Source organism: Polaromonas sp. CF318 (genome assembly GCF_000282655.1).
In the GTDB taxonomy this organism is placed as follows: Bacteria; Pseudomonadota; Gammaproteobacteria; order Burkholderiales; family Burkholderiaceae_C; genus Polaromonas.
Map to the genome: position 1 here is coordinate 1 of NZ_AKIV01000141.1, position 14,913 is coordinate 14,913.

At 62.2% G+C, this 14,913-nt stretch carries 17 protein-coding genes, 2 tRNA genes and 1 pseudogene; 12 read left to right on the top strand and 8 right to left on the bottom strand.

Annotated features, from left to right (window positions below; translation table 11 throughout):
- The 7 genes and pseudogenes from PMI15_RS21510 to PMI15_RS21540 all read left to right on the top strand — a co-directional run.
- Positions 1-197 (top strand): annotated as a pseudogene (locus PMI15_RS21510) (alpha/beta hydrolase); the annotation flags it as partial.
- 41 nt (positions 198-238) lie between these two features.
- On the top strand, positions 239-1,345 hold the full coding sequence (locus PMI15_RS21515; RefSeq protein WP_007874138.1) for a tartrate dehydrogenase: 1,107 nt from the start codon (positions 239-241) through the stop codon (positions 1,343-1,345).
- A gap of 266 nt (positions 1,346-1,611) precedes the next feature.
- Positions 1,612-1,884: an HU family DNA-binding protein gene (locus tag PMI15_RS21520; RefSeq protein WP_007874140.1), complete on the top strand. Its 273-nt coding sequence runs from the start codon at positions 1,612-1,614 to the stop codon at positions 1,882-1,884.
- 17 nt (positions 1,885-1,901) lie between these two features.
- Positions 1,902-1,977 (top strand) — tRNA-Val (locus PMI15_RS21525).
- Between the two features lie 84 nt (positions 1,978-2,061).
- Positions 2,062-3,987 (top strand): SurA N-terminal domain-containing protein, encoded by a 1,926-nt coding sequence (locus tag PMI15_RS21530; RefSeq protein ID WP_007874142.1) that lies wholly within the window; start codon positions 2,062-2,064, stop codon positions 3,985-3,987.
- Positions 3,988-4,024: 37 nt separating this feature from the next.
- A tRNA-His gene (locus PMI15_RS21535) sits at positions 4,025-4,100 on the top strand.
- A gap of 205 nt (positions 4,101-4,305) precedes the next feature.
- The gene (locus tag PMI15_RS21540; protein ID WP_007874144.1) at positions 4,306-4,794 is read left to right on the top strand and encodes a surface-adhesin E family protein; all 489 of its coding nucleotides are present in this window, start codon (positions 4,306-4,308) and stop codon (positions 4,792-4,794) included.
- A 42-nt stretch (positions 4,795-4,836) separates the two neighbouring features.
- Here the strand turns inward: PMI15_RS21540 and PMI15_RS21545 are convergent, their stop codons facing one another.
- Positions 4,837-5,811: an NADPH:quinone oxidoreductase family protein gene (locus tag PMI15_RS21545; RefSeq protein WP_007874146.1), complete on the bottom strand. Its 975-nt coding sequence runs from the start codon at positions 5,809-5,811 to the stop codon at positions 4,837-4,839.
- A 159-nt stretch (positions 5,812-5,970) separates the two neighbouring features.
- Here PMI15_RS21545 and surE point away from each other — a divergent pair, with 159 nt between their 5' ends.
- From surE to PMI15_RS21560, 3 genes are all read left to right on the top strand, one after another.
- Positions 5,971-6,756 (top strand): 5'/3'-nucleotidase SurE, encoded by a 786-nt coding sequence (gene surE, locus PMI15_RS21550; RefSeq protein ID WP_007874147.1) that lies wholly within the window; start codon positions 5,971-5,973, stop codon positions 6,754-6,756.
- 11 nt (positions 6,757-6,767) lie between these two features.
- Positions 6,768-7,649 (top strand): protein-L-isoaspartate(D-aspartate) O-methyltransferase, encoded by an 882-nt coding sequence (locus PMI15_RS21555; protein ID WP_007874148.1) that lies wholly within the window; start codon positions 6,768-6,770, stop codon positions 7,647-7,649.
- Between the two features lie 173 nt (positions 7,650-7,822).
- The gene (locus PMI15_RS21560; protein ID WP_007874150.1) at positions 7,823-8,677 is read left to right on the top strand and encodes a peptidoglycan DD-metalloendopeptidase family protein; all 855 of its coding nucleotides are present in this window, start codon (positions 7,823-7,825) and stop codon (positions 8,675-8,677) included.
- A gap of 70 nt (positions 8,678-8,747) precedes the next feature.
- On the opposite strand, the gene PMI15_RS21565 is transcribed toward PMI15_RS21560, so the two are convergent.
- Complete coding sequence (locus PMI15_RS21565) at positions 8,748-9,158, bottom strand: VOC family protein (protein WP_007874159.1); 411 nt, start codon at positions 9,156-9,158, stop codon at positions 8,748-8,750.
- Positions 9,159-9,214: 56 nt separating this feature from the next.
- Here PMI15_RS21565 and rlmD point away from each other — a divergent pair, with 56 nt between their 5' ends.
- The gene (gene rlmD / locus PMI15_RS21570) at positions 9,215-10,675 is read left to right on the top strand and encodes a 23S rRNA (uracil(1939)-C(5))-methyltransferase RlmD (protein ID WP_007874160.1); all 1,461 of its coding nucleotides are present in this window, start codon (positions 9,215-9,217) and stop codon (positions 10,673-10,675) included.
- A gap of 42 nt (positions 10,676-10,717) precedes the next feature.
- Here rlmD and PMI15_RS21575 read toward each other — a convergent pair whose 3' ends face one another.
- Positions 10,718-11,407, bottom strand: coding sequence for a Bax inhibitor-1/YccA family protein (locus tag PMI15_RS21575; protein WP_007874162.1), 690 nt, complete (start codon positions 11,405-11,407; stop codon positions 10,718-10,720).
- 189 nt (positions 11,408-11,596) lie between these two features.
- Here PMI15_RS21575 and PMI15_RS21580 point away from each other — a divergent pair, with 189 nt between their 5' ends.
- Positions 11,597-12,004: a heme-binding protein gene (locus PMI15_RS21580; protein WP_007874164.1), complete on the top strand. Its 408-nt coding sequence runs from the start codon at positions 11,597-11,599 to the stop codon at positions 12,002-12,004.
- 215 nt (positions 12,005-12,219) lie between these two features.
- Here the strand turns inward: PMI15_RS21580 and PMI15_RS21585 are convergent, their stop codons facing one another.
- The 5 genes from PMI15_RS21585 to PMI15_RS21605 form a co-directional block, all read right to left on the bottom strand.
- Entirely contained in the window at positions 12,220-12,432 is a 213-nt protein-coding gene (locus PMI15_RS21585) for a hemin uptake protein HemP (protein ID WP_007874170.1), read from the bottom strand.
- 138 nt (positions 12,433-12,570) lie between these two features.
- Complete coding sequence (locus PMI15_RS21590; protein WP_007874171.1) at positions 12,571-12,981, bottom strand: biopolymer transporter ExbD; 411 nt, start codon at positions 12,979-12,981, stop codon at positions 12,571-12,573.
- 68 nt (positions 12,982-13,049) lie between these two features.
- Complete coding sequence (locus tag PMI15_RS21595; protein ID WP_007874172.1) at positions 13,050-13,763, bottom strand: MotA/TolQ/ExbB proton channel family protein; 714 nt, start codon at positions 13,761-13,763, stop codon at positions 13,050-13,052.
- Positions 13,764-13,796: 33 nt separating this feature from the next.
- Positions 13,797-14,483 (bottom strand): energy transducer TonB, encoded by a 687-nt coding sequence (locus PMI15_RS21600; RefSeq protein ID WP_007874173.1) that lies wholly within the window; start codon positions 14,481-14,483, stop codon positions 13,797-13,799.
- A gap of 135 nt (positions 14,484-14,618) precedes the next feature.
- Positions 14,619-14,864, bottom strand: a complete 246-nt coding sequence (locus tag PMI15_RS21605; RefSeq protein ID WP_007874174.1) for a bacterioferritin-associated ferredoxin — start codon at positions 14,862-14,864, stop codon at positions 14,619-14,621.
- Positions 14,865-14,913 lie beyond the last annotated feature (49 nt).

Genomic DNA, 14,913 nt, shown 5'->3' on the forward strand with positions numbered 1-14,913 from the left:
CGGCCCTGCGGCTGGCGCAGCCGTTGCGCGTGCTGTGGGGTGAACACGGCGCGGTGGGCCAATGCTTCAAGGTGCTCGATCTCTGGCGCGAGCGCGCGCAGGACGTGTCGGGCCTGGCCCTGCCTTGCGGCCACTACATCGCGGAAGAAGCGCCGGCACTGCTGCTGGCCGAAGCGCTGAAATTTTTCAAATCCTGAACCAGTAAACCCAAGACCTCCCGAAAACCCAAAGGAACACCATGAGCAAGCAAACCGGAAAAAAGAGAATCGCCGTCATCGCAGGCGACGGCATCGGCAAGGAAGTCATGCCCGAGGGCGTGCGCGTGATGGAGGCTGCGGCCGTCAAGTACGGCATTGACCTGCAGTTCGACCATTTCGATTTTTCGAGCTGGGACTACTTCGAGAAGCACGGCAAGATGCTTCCCGACAACTGGAAAGACCAGATCGGCGGGCACGACGCGATCTACTTCGGCGCGGTGGGCTGGCCCGAGAAGATCGCCGACCATGTCTCCCTGTGGGGCTCGCTGCTGCTGTTTCGGCGCGAGTTCGACCAGTACATCAACCTCAGGCCGGCGCGCCTGATGCCCGGCATCATCGCGCCCGTGGTGCGGCGCGACGGCAGCCCGCGCCAGCCCGGCGAAATCGACTTTTACATCGTTCGCGAAAACACCGAGGGTGAATATTCGAGCATAGGCGGAAAGGCCTTTCCCGGAACCGACCGCGAGTTCGTGCTGCAGGAATCGGTGTTCACCCGAATCGGCGTCGACCGGGTGCTGAAATTCGCGTTCGAGCTGGCGCAATCGCGGCCCAAGAAGCACCTGACGAGTGCAACAAAATCCAACGGCATCTCGATTTCCATGCCTTACTGGGACGAGCGTGTGGCCGAGATGGCAAAAAGCTATCCGGCCATCCGACTGGATAAATTCCATATCGACATCCTGACCGCGCATTTTGTGCAACGCCCGGATTTCTTCGACGTGGTGGTGGCCAGCAACCTGTTCGGCGACATTCTGAGCGATCTGGGACCGGCGTGCACCGGCACCATTGGCATCGCGCCGAGCGCCAATCTCAACCCCGAACGAAAATTCCCCTCGCTGTTCGAACCGGTGCACGGCTCGGCCCCCGACATCGCGGGGCGCAACATCGCCAATCCCATAGGGCAGATTTGGTGCGGTGCAATGATGCTGGAGTTCCTCGGGCACAAGGAAGCGCACGACGGCATACTCGCCGCGATCGAAAAAGTATTGAGCCCCGAAAGTGGTGCGCCGCGCACGCCCGACCTGGGCGGAAAGGCCGGAACGGCCGATGTCGGCAAAGCTGTCGCACAGGCGCTGGCCGGGTCGTAAATTTGTCGGAAAGCCCTGTTTTGTCAAGCATGAAAATTACACACCATGCTTACGATTAAGTCGTGAAAGGGCTGAAAAAACGTCTAGAATCCGCCTCCGCACGTTGTAAAAACTTGCTGCTGTATTGACAGGTTAGAAGTCCATGGCTCTAATTGGAAGCAGCAGAAAACCTGCACAAGCCGCTCCCGCTGACGCTACACCACAGTGTCCCGGGAGATATTTTTTAGAGACAACCAGATTAACTTTTTATCAACGAGGGGCTCCTTGTGAACAAGACCGAACTGATCGAGCACATTGCCAAACATGCTGACATTTCCAAAGCTGCCGCCACGCGCGCGCTGGAATCCACGATTGGCGCTGTGAAAACAACCCTGAAAAAAGGAGGCTCCGTGTCTCTGGTGGGTTTTGGCACTTTCGCGGTGGGCAAACGCGCTGCGCGCACCGGCCGTAATCCACGGACCGGCGATGCGATTAAAATCAAGGCAGCCAAGGTTCCAAAGTTCCGTCCGGGCAAAGCGCTCAAGGATGCTTTGAACTGACAAGAACGTTTGACGTGGGGTGCTTAGCTCAGTTGGTAGAGCAGCGCCCTTACACGGCGTAGGTCGGCGGTTCGAGCCCGTCAGCACCCACCACCCACGAGGAAAAAGGCGAACGAGGTTCGCCTTTTTTGTTGGTGGGCCCCGGTTGTCCGTTAGCAGTCGTACAGGAAATTCGAGATGTTTGATTTCGTTCGCAAGCACACCAAAATCGTCATGGTGCTGCTGTTTTTGCTGATTCTTCCGTCCTTTGTGTTGTTGGGCCTTGATGGCTATAACAAATCCCAGGACCAGAGTGCGAAGGTCGCCAGGGTGGACGGCAGGGACATCACGCAGTCGGATTGGGACCGCGCGCACCAGCGCGAAATGGACCAGCTCCGCAATTCCATGCCCAACCTGGACCCCAAGCTGCTGGACTCGCCCGAGGCGCGCTACGCCACCCTGGAGCGGCTGGTGCGTGAGCGCGTTGTGGCCACGGCGGCCGAGAAGTTCAAGCTCACCACGAGCAACGAGCGCCTGGCGCGCGAGTTGCAGCAAAGCCCTGAAATCGCCTCCTTGCGCCGGCCGGACGGCAGCCTCGACATGGAGCGTTATCGCCAGTTGCTGGCGGCCCAGGGCATGAGCCCCGAGATGTTCGAAGCCAATGTGCGAACCGACCTGTCGAACCGCCAGGTGCTGGCGGGTGTGGGCGCCAGCGGTTTTGCTTCCAATTCGGCCGCCGACATTTCGCTGAACGCCTACTTCGAAAAGCGTGAAATCCAGCTGGCCCGCTTCAATGCCGCCGACTTCATCGCCAAGCTGAATCCCACGGACGCCGAGCTCGAGCAGTATTACAAGGCCAACGAAAAACTCTTCCAGGCGCCCGAGCAGGCCAGCATTGAATATGTGTTGCTGGACATGGACGGTGTGGGCAAGAGCATCGCCGTCAACCCGGCCGACCTGAAAACCTATTACGAGCAGAATCTTCCGCGCTTCGAGGGCGAGCGGCGGGCCAGCCATATCCTGATCGCGTCTCCCAAGTCCGCCCCGGCGGTCGACCGTGAAAAAGCCAAGGCGAAAGCGCAGGAACTGCTGGCCCTGGTCAAGAAGTCCCCCGACACCTTCGCCGACGTGGCACGCAAGAATTCACAAGACCCCGGCTCGGCGGCCAAGGGGGGCGACCTGGATTTCTTCGGGCGCAACTCCATGGTGAAGCCTTTTGAGGATGCCGTCTTCTCCATGAAAAAAGGCGAGATCAGCGACGTCGTCGAGTCCGAATTTGGTTACCACATCATCAAGCTGACGGACGTCAAGCAACGCAGCTTTGAAGAACTGCGCCCGGAACTTGAGGCCGCCATGAAAAAGCAGGAAGCTCAGAAGAAGTTCGCTGAATCTGCCGATGTCTTTACCAACGCGGTATACGAGCAGGCTGAAAGCCTCAAGCCGGCGGCAGACAAGCTGAAGCTGGAAATCAAGTCGGCGGCCAATGTGACGCGTCAGCCCCAGGTCGGCGCGACCGGCGCGTTGGCAAACGCCAAATTCCTGAACGCCTTGTTTGCCCCGGACTCGATCGAGAAAAAACGCAACACCGAAGCCATTGAAGTGGGACCCAGCCAGCTGGCCTCGGGCCGCATCGTGCAATACACCCCCGCGCACACCCGCCCCTTGGCCGAAGTCAAAGACACCGTGCGCCAGCGCTGGCTGGCCCAACGCGCCGCGGAAGAGGCTCGCAAGGAAGGCGTGGCCAAGCTGGCCGCCTGGAAAGCCGCTCCCGTGTCGGCAACGGGCCTGGCCGCGCCGGTCGTGGTGTCCCGTGAACAGACGCAGAAGCTGCCTGTCCCGGTGATCGATGCCGCGCTGCGCGCCGACATCGCCGCCTTGCCGGCTTTTGCGGGCGTCGACCTGGGAAGCCAGGGCTACGCCATCGTCAAGGTCGAGAAGGTGGTTCCCCGCGACGCACCGGTCGAAGCCGCCGCCAAACAGCAGCGCGACCAGTATGCGCAATGGTGGACGTCAGCGGAAAGCCTGGCGTATTACAACAGCCTGAAAGACCGGTTCAAGGCGGAAATCCTCGTTCCAAAGCCTGTCCCGGCCAAGGCGAACGCGGAAGAAGTTGTGACCCAATAAAGAAGTGGCGGCTTTGCCGCTATAATGCAGGGCTCCGGTGGCTGTAGCTCAGTTGGTAGAGTCCAGGATTGTGATTCCTGTTGTCGTGGGTTCGAGCCCCATCAGCCACCCCAGTATCTGAAATCCCGCGTACCGTTTGGTGCGCGGGATTTTTTCCTTGGGCTTGCCGCCGTCACAATTCGAAACGCCCACGCTGCCAATGTGCGGCAAGATACAGACGCTGGCAGCTGTTTCAGACTGTGTGTCCGCCACTTCAGCCCCTCTCCCACCCGGTTTTCTCACAAATTTCGGGGAACCGTCTTTCGCGACAGGAACGCCTTGTTTCAGACATTTGGTCATTTCGCCTCGGCCAGACATTTCTTGATCCGCTTGCCGGCCGTTTTTCTTGCTGCGGTGCTGGTGGGGGTGGCCGGCGCGCATGCGGCCGACACCTGGTTGACCATCACCGGTGATCCCGCCAATTCCGCGAGCTACTACATCCAAGTCAACGTGGCCGCCATCGAGGTCAAGGACGATCTGCGGCTCCTCCCGGTGCGCATCAACCGCGCGACGCAATGGGCTCCCGCCGGCGAGGCCCTTCAGTTCCGCTCGGTGGCGACCGAGGTGCAGATCGACTGCACCCAGCAAATCGCCCGTTACGTGAAGGCGGCTTTTTATGCCCAGCCGGACTTTCGCGGGGAGCCTTTCAGGATCACCACCTATGCCGGGGACGATATACGCCCGATGATCTTCAAGGACAGTGACGACGATCCCAATGCGCGCATCGTCAAGGCTGCCTGCAGCGTCGGGAACGTGACCAACAACTAGCCACGGATTCGGCTCTGCGGGACCGCCGCACTCTGGGAAAACTCAGTTGACCATCACCAGCTTGCCCTTGACACCGCGCGAGCCCATGTGGGCATAGGCGGCCTTGAGCTCGGCCATGGGCATGGTGCGGTCTATCACCGGCTTGATCTTGCCCTGCGCGTACCAGCCCGCCAGTTCAGCCATCATGGCGGCATTGGCCTTGGGCTCGCGTTTGGCAAAGTCGCCCCAGAACACCCCCACGATGGAGGCGCCCTTGAGCAGTGTCAGGTTCAGCGGCAGGGCGGGGATGGGGCCCGAGGCGAAGCCGACGACCAAATACCGGCCGCGCCAGGCGATGGAGCGGAAGGCCGGCTCGGCAAAATCGCCGCCTACGGGGTCGTAGATCACATCCGGCCCCTTGCCTTCGGTCAAGGCCTTGATTTCGTCGCGCAGGTTCTTGCTGCTGTAGTTGATGGTGGCATCCGCGCCTATGGAGGTGCAGAGCGCGCATTTCTCGTCGGTGGAGGCGGCCGCGATCACGCGCGCGCCGGCGGCCTTGGCGATCTGGATGGCGGCGGTGCCCACGCCGCCCGCGGCGCCCAGCACCAGCACGGTTTCTCCCGCCTTGAGCTGCGCGCGGTCCATCAGGGCATGCCAGGAGGTGGCGTAAATCATGATGAACGCGGCGGCGTCCACATAAGAAAAGCCCGGGGGTAGCGGCATGCACAGGGCTGCCGGCGCGATGGTGTGCGTACCGAACCCGCCTGTGCCCGAGAGGCACGCGACGTTTTGCCCCACCTGGAGGTGCTTGACGCCTTCCCCCACGGCCTGGACGACGCCCGCGTACTCGGAGCCCGGCACAAAGGGCAGGGGGGGCTTCATCTGGTATTTGTTCTGCACGATCAACAGGTCGGGGAAGTTCAGGCTGGCCGCCTTGATTTCAATCAGGACTTCGCCGGCCTTGGGTTGCGGCGTGGGAAGCTCTTTCCAGGTCAGGGCGTCTACGCCGGTGGGGTTTTCACAAAGCCAGGCTTGCATGAGATGTCTCCGATGAGGTGAGGGTCTGAAGGCGGCGACATGCTTGAAGAAGCGGAAAACGGGGAGGGCGGCGCCTTGACTGCATCATAGGCAAAGCAGGGACGCTCGCCAGTCCCAAAGAGGTCCGGGCTGTCACGGCCGTGACCGTAAAATCACCCCATGAAAATTCTCATCTGCAACGACGACGGTTACCAGGCTTCCGGCATCATCGCCCTCTACGAAGCGCTTAAAACCGTTGCGGATGTCGAGGTCGTGGCACCCGAGCAGAACAACAGCGCCAAATCCAACGCGCTGACCCTGCACTCGCCGATGTATGTACAGACGGCGGCCAACGGTTTTCGCTACATCAACGGCACGCCGGCCGACTGCGTCCACATCGCGCTGACCGGCCTGCTGGGCTACCGGCCCGACCTGGTGGTGTCCGGCATCAACAATGGCGCCAACATGGGCGACGACACGATTTACTCCGGCACGGTGGGCGCGGCCATGGAGGGTTATTTATTCGGCATCCCGTCCGTCGCCTTTTCGCAGACTGAAAAAGGCTGGGCCCACATCGATGTCGCGGCCAGGCGCGCGGCCGAGCTGGTGCGGCAGCTGATTCCGTCGCTGGAGAATGTGGCCGAGGGCACGGAGCCCACGGTGCCGCCGTGGCTGCTCAACGTGAATATTCCCAACCTGCCCGACGATGAGATCCGCGGCATGAAAGTCTGCCGCCTGGGGCGCCGCCATGCGGCCGAGCGCGTCATCATGCAGACCAGCCCGCGCGGCGAAACCATGTACTGGATAGGCGGTGCGGGACCCGCGAAGGAGGCCGGTGAGGGCACCGACTTCTACGCGACCAGCCAGAAGTTTGTCTCCATCACGCCGCTGCAGGTGGACCTGACCGACCATGAGCGCCTGCCTTACTGGGCCCAGACCGCCGCCCGGTTGAGCGAGACGCGCTGAAGGCCTGACGCATGAAATCCAGCCTCAAGCCGCCTTTTAATCCCGCGGCAGCCAAGCCTGCCTCCAAGGCGCCGGAAGGCGCGCCGCGCCCGTCCTTTCCGGTGCGCCTCAAAGCTGATGCCGGTGTTCCATCGGCAACCCGATTGGGCGCGGCCGGTGCCCGTCCCTCGGTGCCTGCGGGCTCCAACGCGGCGAAGAAGGCTGGGCCCAGCGTCTCACCCGCGCGGCCAGGCGGTGTCGGCTTGGACTCGCAGGCTGTGCGCGCGCGTATGGTGGCCAAGCTCGCGGCGCAGGGCGTCATCGACGCGCAGGTACTGGCCGCCATGGGCCTGGTGGAGCGCCACCGTTTTGTCGACTCCGCGCTGGTCAACCAGGCCTACGAAGACACCAGCCTGCCCATAGGCCTGGGCCAGACCATCTCCAAGCCCAATGTGGTGGCCCGTATGCTTGAGTTGCTGCGCCACGGGGCGGTGGGTGGCGCGGGAAAACTGGGCAGGGTGCTGGAGATCGGCACCGGCTGCGGCTACCAGGCCGCGGTGCTCAGCCACCTGGCCACGGAGGTCTACAGTATTGAGCGGCTGCGCGGCCTGCATGACAAAGCCAGGGAGAACCTGCGGACTTTACGCCTGCCCAATCTGCACCTGCTGTTTGGGGATGGCATGATGGGCTATGCCAAAGGCGCACCTTATGCGGCCATCATCGCGGCGGCGGGCGGTGAAGCCATCCCCGCGGCCTGGATAGACCAGCTGGCCGTGGGCGGTCGCCTGGTGGCGCCCATGCAAACCGCCGGTGGCGCGCAAGCGCTGGTGGTGCTGGACAAAACCCCCCAGGGCGTGCGGCAGACCCTGCTGGAAGCCGTTCACTTTGTGCCTTTAAAATCGGGGACAAGCTAAGGCCGGGCGCCCATAGAGGCGTAGACCGGCATCATGAAGAAATAAGTCCGATAAACCAGACGCGCCCTTCGGGCCTTGTGGCTCAGGCAAGTCAGCCAAGATTGAAGACGAAAGAAACAATGAATCAAACCGTACGGTCGAACAGGGTAGCTACTCTGCCTGCCACCCGCTCCATGCCCGGCAGGATGGGCCTGTCCTGCATGCTTGCAGCCGTGCTGCTCGTGGCAGGTTGCGCTTCGCGTTCCCCCACCAACGCGCCGGTGGAAGACCGTGGAACCTTCGGGGCACGTCCCGTGCCCGGCGCTGTGGACGCCGGTAGCGTCAAACAGTTACCCGGTTTTGAGAACGCCGGCAAACCCGGCTACTACACGGTCAAGCCCGGCGACACCATGATCCGCATCGGCCTGGAGAACGGTCAGAACTGGCGCGACATCGTGCGCTGGAACAACCTTGAAAACCCCAACATCATTGAAGTGGGGCAGGTGCTGCGCGTCGTGCCGCCGAACAATGAGAACCCCTTGGTCGTAACCCGCCCGGTGTCACCCGGTTCGGCCCCTGCGTCCAGCACGGCACCGGCGCAGGCCACCAGCGCCGCCAAACCCGCATCGGCGCCCGCCGGTACCAGTGCCAGCCCGGCACCGGCCGCGACGGGTGGTGATGAAGACATTGCCTGGATCTGGCCGGCGCAGGGCCCCATGGTGGCGGGCTTTGACGAAGCCAAAAACAAGGGCCTCGATATTTCCGGCAAGGCCGGCGATGCGGTCGTGGCCTCCGCCGACGGGCGTGTCGTGTACGCGGGCGCCGGCTTGCGCGGCTACGGCAACCTGGTGATCCTCAAGCACAACAACACCTTCCTCACGGCCTATGCGCACAACCAGACGCTGCTGGTGAAGGAAGACCAGAACGTCAAGAAGGGCCAGAAGATCGCCGAGATGGGCAACAGCGACGCGGATCGCGTGAAACTGCATTTTGAGATCCGCCGCCAGGGCAAACCGGTGGATCCGGCCAAATACCTGCCTGCCAAGTAAGCGCACCGCGCAGGCAAAAGGAGCCCGGCGTTCGCCCGGCTCCTTTTTCTTTACCCACCGTTTGGGTTTCTCAGCGAGGATCCACGATCTCGTCGTAGCCGCGGCCCCTGAACTCCAGCAGGTCCAGCCCGTGGCCGAAAGGGTCGGCCAGCCCGGCGATGCGCCCCCAGGCGCGATCGGCCACCGGCATCTCCAGCACCGCGCCGTAGCGCTGCAGCCGTGTTACGGCGGCCTCAATGTCTTCCACCACAAAATCCAGGTGAACCGGCGTCCAGTGCCGCTGGTAATTGCGCACGCTTTCGCTGCTGCTGACAGGCTTGGTGCCCGGCGCGTTGAAGAGCAGGTCTATGGGACTGCCGGCGCCCAGGATTTCCACAAAATCGGTCTTGAAGCGGCGGCCGACCCGCAGCCCCAGCCCTTGGGTGTAGAACGCGACGGCGCGCTCCATGTCGTCAACGTCGATGCAGATGCGAACTTCCATGCTTCATTCCTTTGGCTGCTCCGGAAAATGGTAGCGCAGCCTGAGACAATCGGTGCATGACAGAAGAAAGCCCCATCACCAAGCCCGCCGTAGCCGCGGACTATCCGCCTGACCTGCTGGAGGTCGAGTCGCTCGACATTGAGGCCCAGGGCATTGCCCACCGGGCCGACGGCAAGGTGGTGTTCATCGAGGGCGCATTGCCTTTTGAGCAGGTGACGGCCAACGTCTACCGCAAGAAGAACAGCTTTGAAAAAGCCGTGGTGATGGCTATCCACCGCGAATCATCCCAGCGCGTGCGCCCGGCCTGTCCGCATTTCGGCATGCACACCGGCGCCTGCGGCGGCTGCAAGATGCAGCACCTGCACGCGGGCGCGCAGGTGGCCGTGAAGCAGCGTGTGCTGGAAGACAACCTCCGGCACATCGGCAAGCTCAGGGCGGACAACCTGCTGCGCCCGATTGAAGGGCCGACCTGGGGCTACCGCTACCGCGCGCGGCTGTCGGTGCGCTATGTGCGCAAAAAAGGAACGGTGCTGGTGGGTTTCCATGAGCGCAAAAGCAGCTACGTGGCCGACATGGGCGAATGCCATGTGCTGCCCCGCCATGTCAGCGACATGCTGGTGCCGCTGCGGGAGCTGATCGGCGGCATGGACGCGAAAGAAACCCTGCCGCAGATCGAGCTGGCATGCGGCGACGACGTGACGGCCATGGTGCTGCGCCATATGGAACCGCTCAGCGCAGGCGACCTGGCGCGCTTGCGCGCCTTTGCCGCGGCCCACCCGGGCCTGCAGTGGTGGCTGCAGCCCGGTGGGCTGGAGACGGTGAAACTGCTTGACGATGCCGCGCAGGAACTGAGCTACGGCCTGCCCGAATTCGGCATCACCATGCCTTTCAAGCCGACCGATTTCACCCAGGTCAATCCGCAGATCAACCAGGTGCTGGTGTCGCGCGCCCTGCGCCTGCTGGCCGTACGGCCGGATGAGCGGGTGATCGACTGGTTTTGCGGCCTGGGCAATTTCACGCTGCCGCTGGCCACGCGCGCCCGGGAGGTGCTGGGGATCGAGGGCAGCGAAGTACTGGTGGCCCGGTCCCGTGAAAACTTCGAAAGAAACCGGGCGGCATCACCCGTCCGCCGCGCATTGGCCCCGACCCGGTTTGTGGCGCGCAACCTGTTTGAAATGACCCCGGCGATGCTGGTCAAGGACGGCGCGGCCGACAAATGGCTGGTGGACCCACCGCGCGAAGGGGCGTTCGAGTTGTTCAAGTCCCTGGCGGCCCTGCAGCAGCAGATCGCGAGCGGCGTTCCCTGCGACGACGGCGAGCACCAGCAAAGCCTGGCCCTGGACGGCTGGACACCGCCCAGGCGCATCGTCTACGTGAGCTGCAACCCGGCCACCCTGGCGCGCGATGCGGGCGTGCTGGTGGAAGGCGGCGCCTGGCGCTGCACGGCGGCCGGTGTGGTCAACATGTTCCCGCACACGGCGCATGTGGAGTCCATTGCCGTATTTGAGCGGGCATAAAAAAAGGAGCCCGAGGGCTCCTTTTTTGCGTGTGGCGCAAGTTCAGTCTCTTTCGCCGCCGAAGATCCCCAGCAGGGCCAGCAGGCTCTGGAAGATATTGAACAGGTCCAGGTAAATGGCCAGGGTGGCGCTGATGTAGTTGGTTTCGCCGCCGTCGATCACCTGTTTCAGGTCATACAGCAGGTAGGCGCTGAACACCGCGATGGCCAGTGTGCTGATCACCGCCATCATCATGGTGGAGCCGACAAACACGTTGATGATCGCTGCCACCATGATGACCAGGGCGCCGGCAAAAAGCCATTTGCTCATGCCGCTCAGGTCGCGTTTGATGACGGTGGCCAGGCTGGCCATCACGAACATCACGCCCGCCGTGCCGGCAAAAGCCGTCATCACCAGCGAGGAACCATTGCTGAAGCCCAGCACCATGGCAATCAGGCGAGAGAGCATCAGGCCCATGAAGAAGGTAAAGCCCAGCAGCACGGGCACGCCGGCGGCCGAGTTCTTGGTCTTCTCGATGGCAAAGATAAAGCCGAATGCACCGCCCAGGAACACGATCAGGCCCAATCCGCCTGTCAGCGAACGGGTGATGCCGGTCGCCACGCCCAGCCAGGCGCCCAGCACAGTGGGCAACAGGCTCAGGGCCAGCAACCAGTAGGTGTTGCGCAGGACCTTGTTGCGCTGCTCGACGCTTGTGGCAACGCCATAGTCGAGAGTTTGAACATTGTCAGTCATGAGAGTCGTCTCCAGGGCGCCAGCAAATGCGGGCAAGATTATTTTAGGGTGCATTGCCGTTTTTCCAGCCTGCACTCCCTACTTTTTGTAAGGGTTCTATAAGCTAATTTGGCGGCAATGGGCCCGAAGGACGGCCTCGAATTTGCGTATGCTCGGTATCTTTGCCATCAACGGAAAATCCTGAAGACCATGAAATCAAAAGCAGTGCTTGAATTCGCAGACGTTAAAACCATCGCCTCGGCCGCCGAGGCGGAAGCCCTCAAGAACAACTGGGCCGTGACCATCGCCATCGTTGACGACGGCGGCCACCTGCTGCACCTGCAGCGCCTGGACGGCGCACCGCCGATTTCCTCGCACCTTGCGCCCGCCAAAGCCAATACCGCCGCCATGGGCCGCCGTGACAGCAAGATCTACGAAGACGTCATCAACGGCGGGCGCATGTCTTTCCTGTCGGCACCCTACCTTCATGGCATGCTGGAAGGCGGCGTGCCCATCATGAAAGACGGCCAATGCATCGGTGCTGTGGGCGTGAGCGGTGTGAAGTCCAGCGAAGACGCGCAGATCGCGCGTGCTGGCATGGCCGCCATCGGCCTTTAAGAACCAGAACCGCTTGCCGGCGGGCATGAAAAAAGCCGACCACCAGGTCGGCTTTTTTGTTGGCGTGAGCAGAAGCATCAGGAAAAAAAGCCTGGCTAAACAACTCCAGGGAGTCTATGGCTGGCTAAAAACGACCTTGGGAGCTTGGTAGCCCCGGATCGCCCCACGATGAAACTCTTGATGAAAAAAACTGTGCTGAAACTCGTGTACGGACCTTATTTGGTCAAAATCAGTTTGCCTAGGCGCGTGGCTTGCAGCCGGTAGGTGGCGCCGTTGTGGTTGATTTCCACGGCCTTTTGTCCGCGCAGGATTTCCGTGCTGCTGACCGTGGCCGCAGGACTGCCCTGGCCGCCCGAAGCGGTCTCTGTGCGCACGGGGGCTCGGGCAGGAAGGCTTAAGGTGTTGGAGGGGGGCAGTGCGATGCTCATGGTTTAAACCTGTTTGGGTTTCGTGAAGTTAATGATAACCATTCTCATTTGAAAGTCAAGCGAGTTTGGGCTCCGAAGTGTTTTCTTTTTGTGTCAAAGGAAAAGGCCCGCCGCGCGGTTCAGGGCGGCAGGCCTTGATCAGTTCTTGGGTTCGGTGATAAAGCCGATCTTGCGCAGGCCGGCCTGTTGCGCGGCTGCCATTGCCTGCGCTACACGTTCATAGCGAACCGACTTGTCGCCGCGGATGTGCAACTCGGGTTGCGGGTTCTGGGCCGCCGCGGCCTTGAGCTGGGTGCCCAGCTGTTCGTCGGTGATTTTGGTTTCGTTGAGGAAATAGCTGCCTTCAGCGTCCACGCTCAGGCGAACCGTTTCCGGCTTGATGTTCTGCGCTTCGTTGGAAGCGCGCGGCAGGTCGATGTTGACGGAGTGTTTCATCACGGGGACCGTGATGATGAAGATGATGAGCAGCACCAGCATGATGTCCACCATGGGCGTCATGTTGATCTCATTCATCACGTCATCGCTGTCGTCTTGGGTTCCAAAGGCCATGGTGCTTCTCGATCACTGAATAGGAGGCCCCACGCTCTCGGGTCGCGGGGCCATATGGATAGGGATGTTCAGGCCTTTTTCATGGCCACGACGTTGGCCTGGCCGCCGGCGCTGACGCGGGCACCGGTCACGAAGTAGGCATGCAGGTCGTGCGCGAAGCGGTTGAGCTTTTGCAGCACGCCTTTGTTGCCGCGCACCAGCGCGTTGTAGCCCAGCACGGCGGGAATGGCCACCGCCAGGCCCAGGGCCGTCATGATCAGCGATTCGCCGATGGGGCCGGCCACCTTGTCGATGGTTGCCTGGCCGGCCGCGCCTATGGACAGCAGCGCATGGTAGATACCCCACACGGTGCCGAACAAGCCGACGAAAGGCGCGGTCGAGCCGACGGAGGCCAGGATGGCCAGGCCGGACTGCAGCTTGCCGGTGAATTCGTCAATCGTGTTGCGCAGCGTGCGCGTGACCCAGTCGCTCACGTCCAGGGCGTCATGCAGGTGCGCCTTGGTGTTGCGGTGGTGCAGGGTGGCTTCGCGGCCTTCCAGGGCCAACTGGCGAAAGGGGTTGGTCGGGTCGCCGCCGAGCTTGGTGAGGCCGGCCGCGAAGTCCTCGCTATGCCAGAAGTCTTCGGCCGCGCGGGCGATCTTTTTGTACTTGATGAGGTCCAGTGACTTGATGATGATGACCATCCAAGAGGCCAGCGACATCACCAGCAGCAGCACCGCCACTGATTTGGTGACGATATCGCCCTGGCTCCAGACGTTGGCAAGGCCGAATTGGGAATTCATGAATCAATACTCCAAGGTTCAAAAAGATTTCGCTCAGTCTTTTAATGTCCAGTTGATGGGGACATTGAAGGGCATGGCTTCGGGAACGCCGTTTCGTTTGCCGGGCACATAGCGCCAGCTCATGACGGCGTCGTAGGCCGCTTTGTCGAGGCGGGGATAACCGCTCGAAGTGATGAGTTCGGCGCGCTGGGCCTTTCCGTCCACGCCTATCCATACCTTATGGGTCACCTTGCCCTGCTCACCCATGCGCCGGCTCAAAGTAGGGTAAACCGGCGTCGGGTTTTGCAGGTAATCGGCATCGCTGGAGGGCAACTGCACAACGGGAGGCCCCGGCGGCGCTGCGGGTGCCACAGCCACAGGCGCGGGCGGCAGCGGCGGCGTGACCACGCCCGTCGGGGCATTCGGAGAGGGCGCCGGATCGGGAATGGCCAGCGGTTGGGGCGCCGGCTGCACGGGTGCTTTTGCGACGGGCTTTTTCTGCACAGCCGGTGTGGGCGGCGTGGGGGGCACAGGCTCCACCTTGGGCGCGGGCGGGCTGATGAATTGCGTCAGGATTTCAGCGGGCACCACGATTTCCGCGGCGCGCATCAGCAGGCCGCTTTGCAGTGCCCAGATGAAGCCGATGTGCAGGCCGACCACCACCAGGGCGATCACGGCATTCCGGCTCAGGGGCTGGCGCGGCGCGGGCGGACGCGGGGCGGTGGAGAAAGTGGCGGTCATCGGGAAATTGGTGGGTAGGCGAAGGGCCGCGAGCGTATCGCGGTCCGGTTCTATCGATGTCTGAGCAGAATCAGCGGCGGAAGATCCACCACGTGGACGCTACCACCAGGACCAGGCTGGCGGGAAGTGCCGCAATCAGGCTTGGGGTGAGTGTTGCAAGATGTTCCATGGGCTGCCTTCCTGTGTATGGGTGGCAAGCTTGATGTTGGCGGTCGGGCAGCTGTTGCTGCACTGCGCCACCACGTCACGGGCGCAGCCTTCGCATTGGCCGCACTGGGTGGCCACGCCGAGTTCGAACTGGATTTCGTCAAAGCCCAGGCCCGCGCGGGCGTGGCGGACGATTTCGCGGTCGGAGATACGGCGGCAGACGCAAACAATCATGGAGGGGCCTGGCAGGGGATTGATTCAATCGGTGGATCGATTATAAATG

Excerpts from the sequence above, each read along its gene's own strand:
- PMI15_RS21560 (WP_007874150.1), top strand. The coding sequence starts at position 7,823 with ATGCCCGGCAGGATGGGCCTGTCCTGCATGCTTGCAGCCGTGCTGCTC.
- PMI15_RS21580 (WP_007874164.1), top strand. The coding sequence starts at position 11,597 with ATGAAATCAAAAGCAGTGCTTGAATTCGCAGACGTTAAAACCATCGCC.
- PMI15_RS21530 (WP_007874142.1), top strand. The coding sequence starts at position 2,062 with ATGTTTGATTTCGTTCGCAAGCACACCAAAATCGTCATGGTGCTGCTG.
- PMI15_RS21590 (WP_007874171.1), bottom strand. The coding sequence starts at position 12,981 with ATGGCCTTTGGAACCCAAGACGACAGCGATGACGTGATGAATGAGATC.
- PMI15_RS21565 (WP_007874159.1), bottom strand. The coding sequence starts at position 9,158 with ATGGAAGTTCGCATCTGCATCGACGTTGACGACATGGAGCGCGCCGTC.
- PMI15_RS21585 (WP_007874170.1), bottom strand. The coding sequence starts at position 12,432 with ATGAGCATCGCACTGCCCCCCTCCAACACCTTAAGCCTTCCTGCCCGA.
- PMI15_RS21575 (WP_007874162.1), bottom strand. The coding sequence starts at position 11,407 with ATGACTGACAATGTTCAAACTCTCGACTATGGCGTTGCCACAAGCGTC.
- surE (WP_007874147.1), top strand. The coding sequence starts at position 5,971 with ATGAAAATTCTCATCTGCAACGACGACGGTTACCAGGCTTCCGGCATC.
- PMI15_RS21555 (WP_007874148.1), top strand. The coding sequence starts at position 6,768 with ATGAAATCCAGCCTCAAGCCGCCTTTTAATCCCGCGGCAGCCAAGCCT.
- PMI15_RS21595 (WP_007874172.1), bottom strand. The coding sequence starts at position 13,763 with ATGAATTCCCAATTCGGCCTTGCCAACGTCTGGAGCCAGGGCGATATC.
- rlmD (WP_007874160.1), top strand. The coding sequence starts at position 9,215 with ATGACAGAAGAAAGCCCCATCACCAAGCCCGCCGTAGCCGCGGACTAT.
- PMI15_RS21600 (WP_007874173.1), bottom strand. The coding sequence starts at position 14,483 with ATGACCGCCACTTTCTCCACCGCCCCGCGTCCGCCCGCGCCGCGCCAG.
- PMI15_RS21605 (WP_007874174.1), bottom strand. The coding sequence starts at position 14,864 with ATGATTGTTTGCGTCTGCCGCCGTATCTCCGACCGCGAAATCGTCCGC.
- PMI15_RS21515 (WP_007874138.1), top strand. The coding sequence starts at position 239 with ATGAGCAAGCAAACCGGAAAAAAGAGAATCGCCGTCATCGCAGGCGAC.
- PMI15_RS21545 (WP_007874146.1), bottom strand. The coding sequence starts at position 5,811 with ATGCAAGCCTGGCTTTGTGAAAACCCCACCGGCGTAGACGCCCTGACC.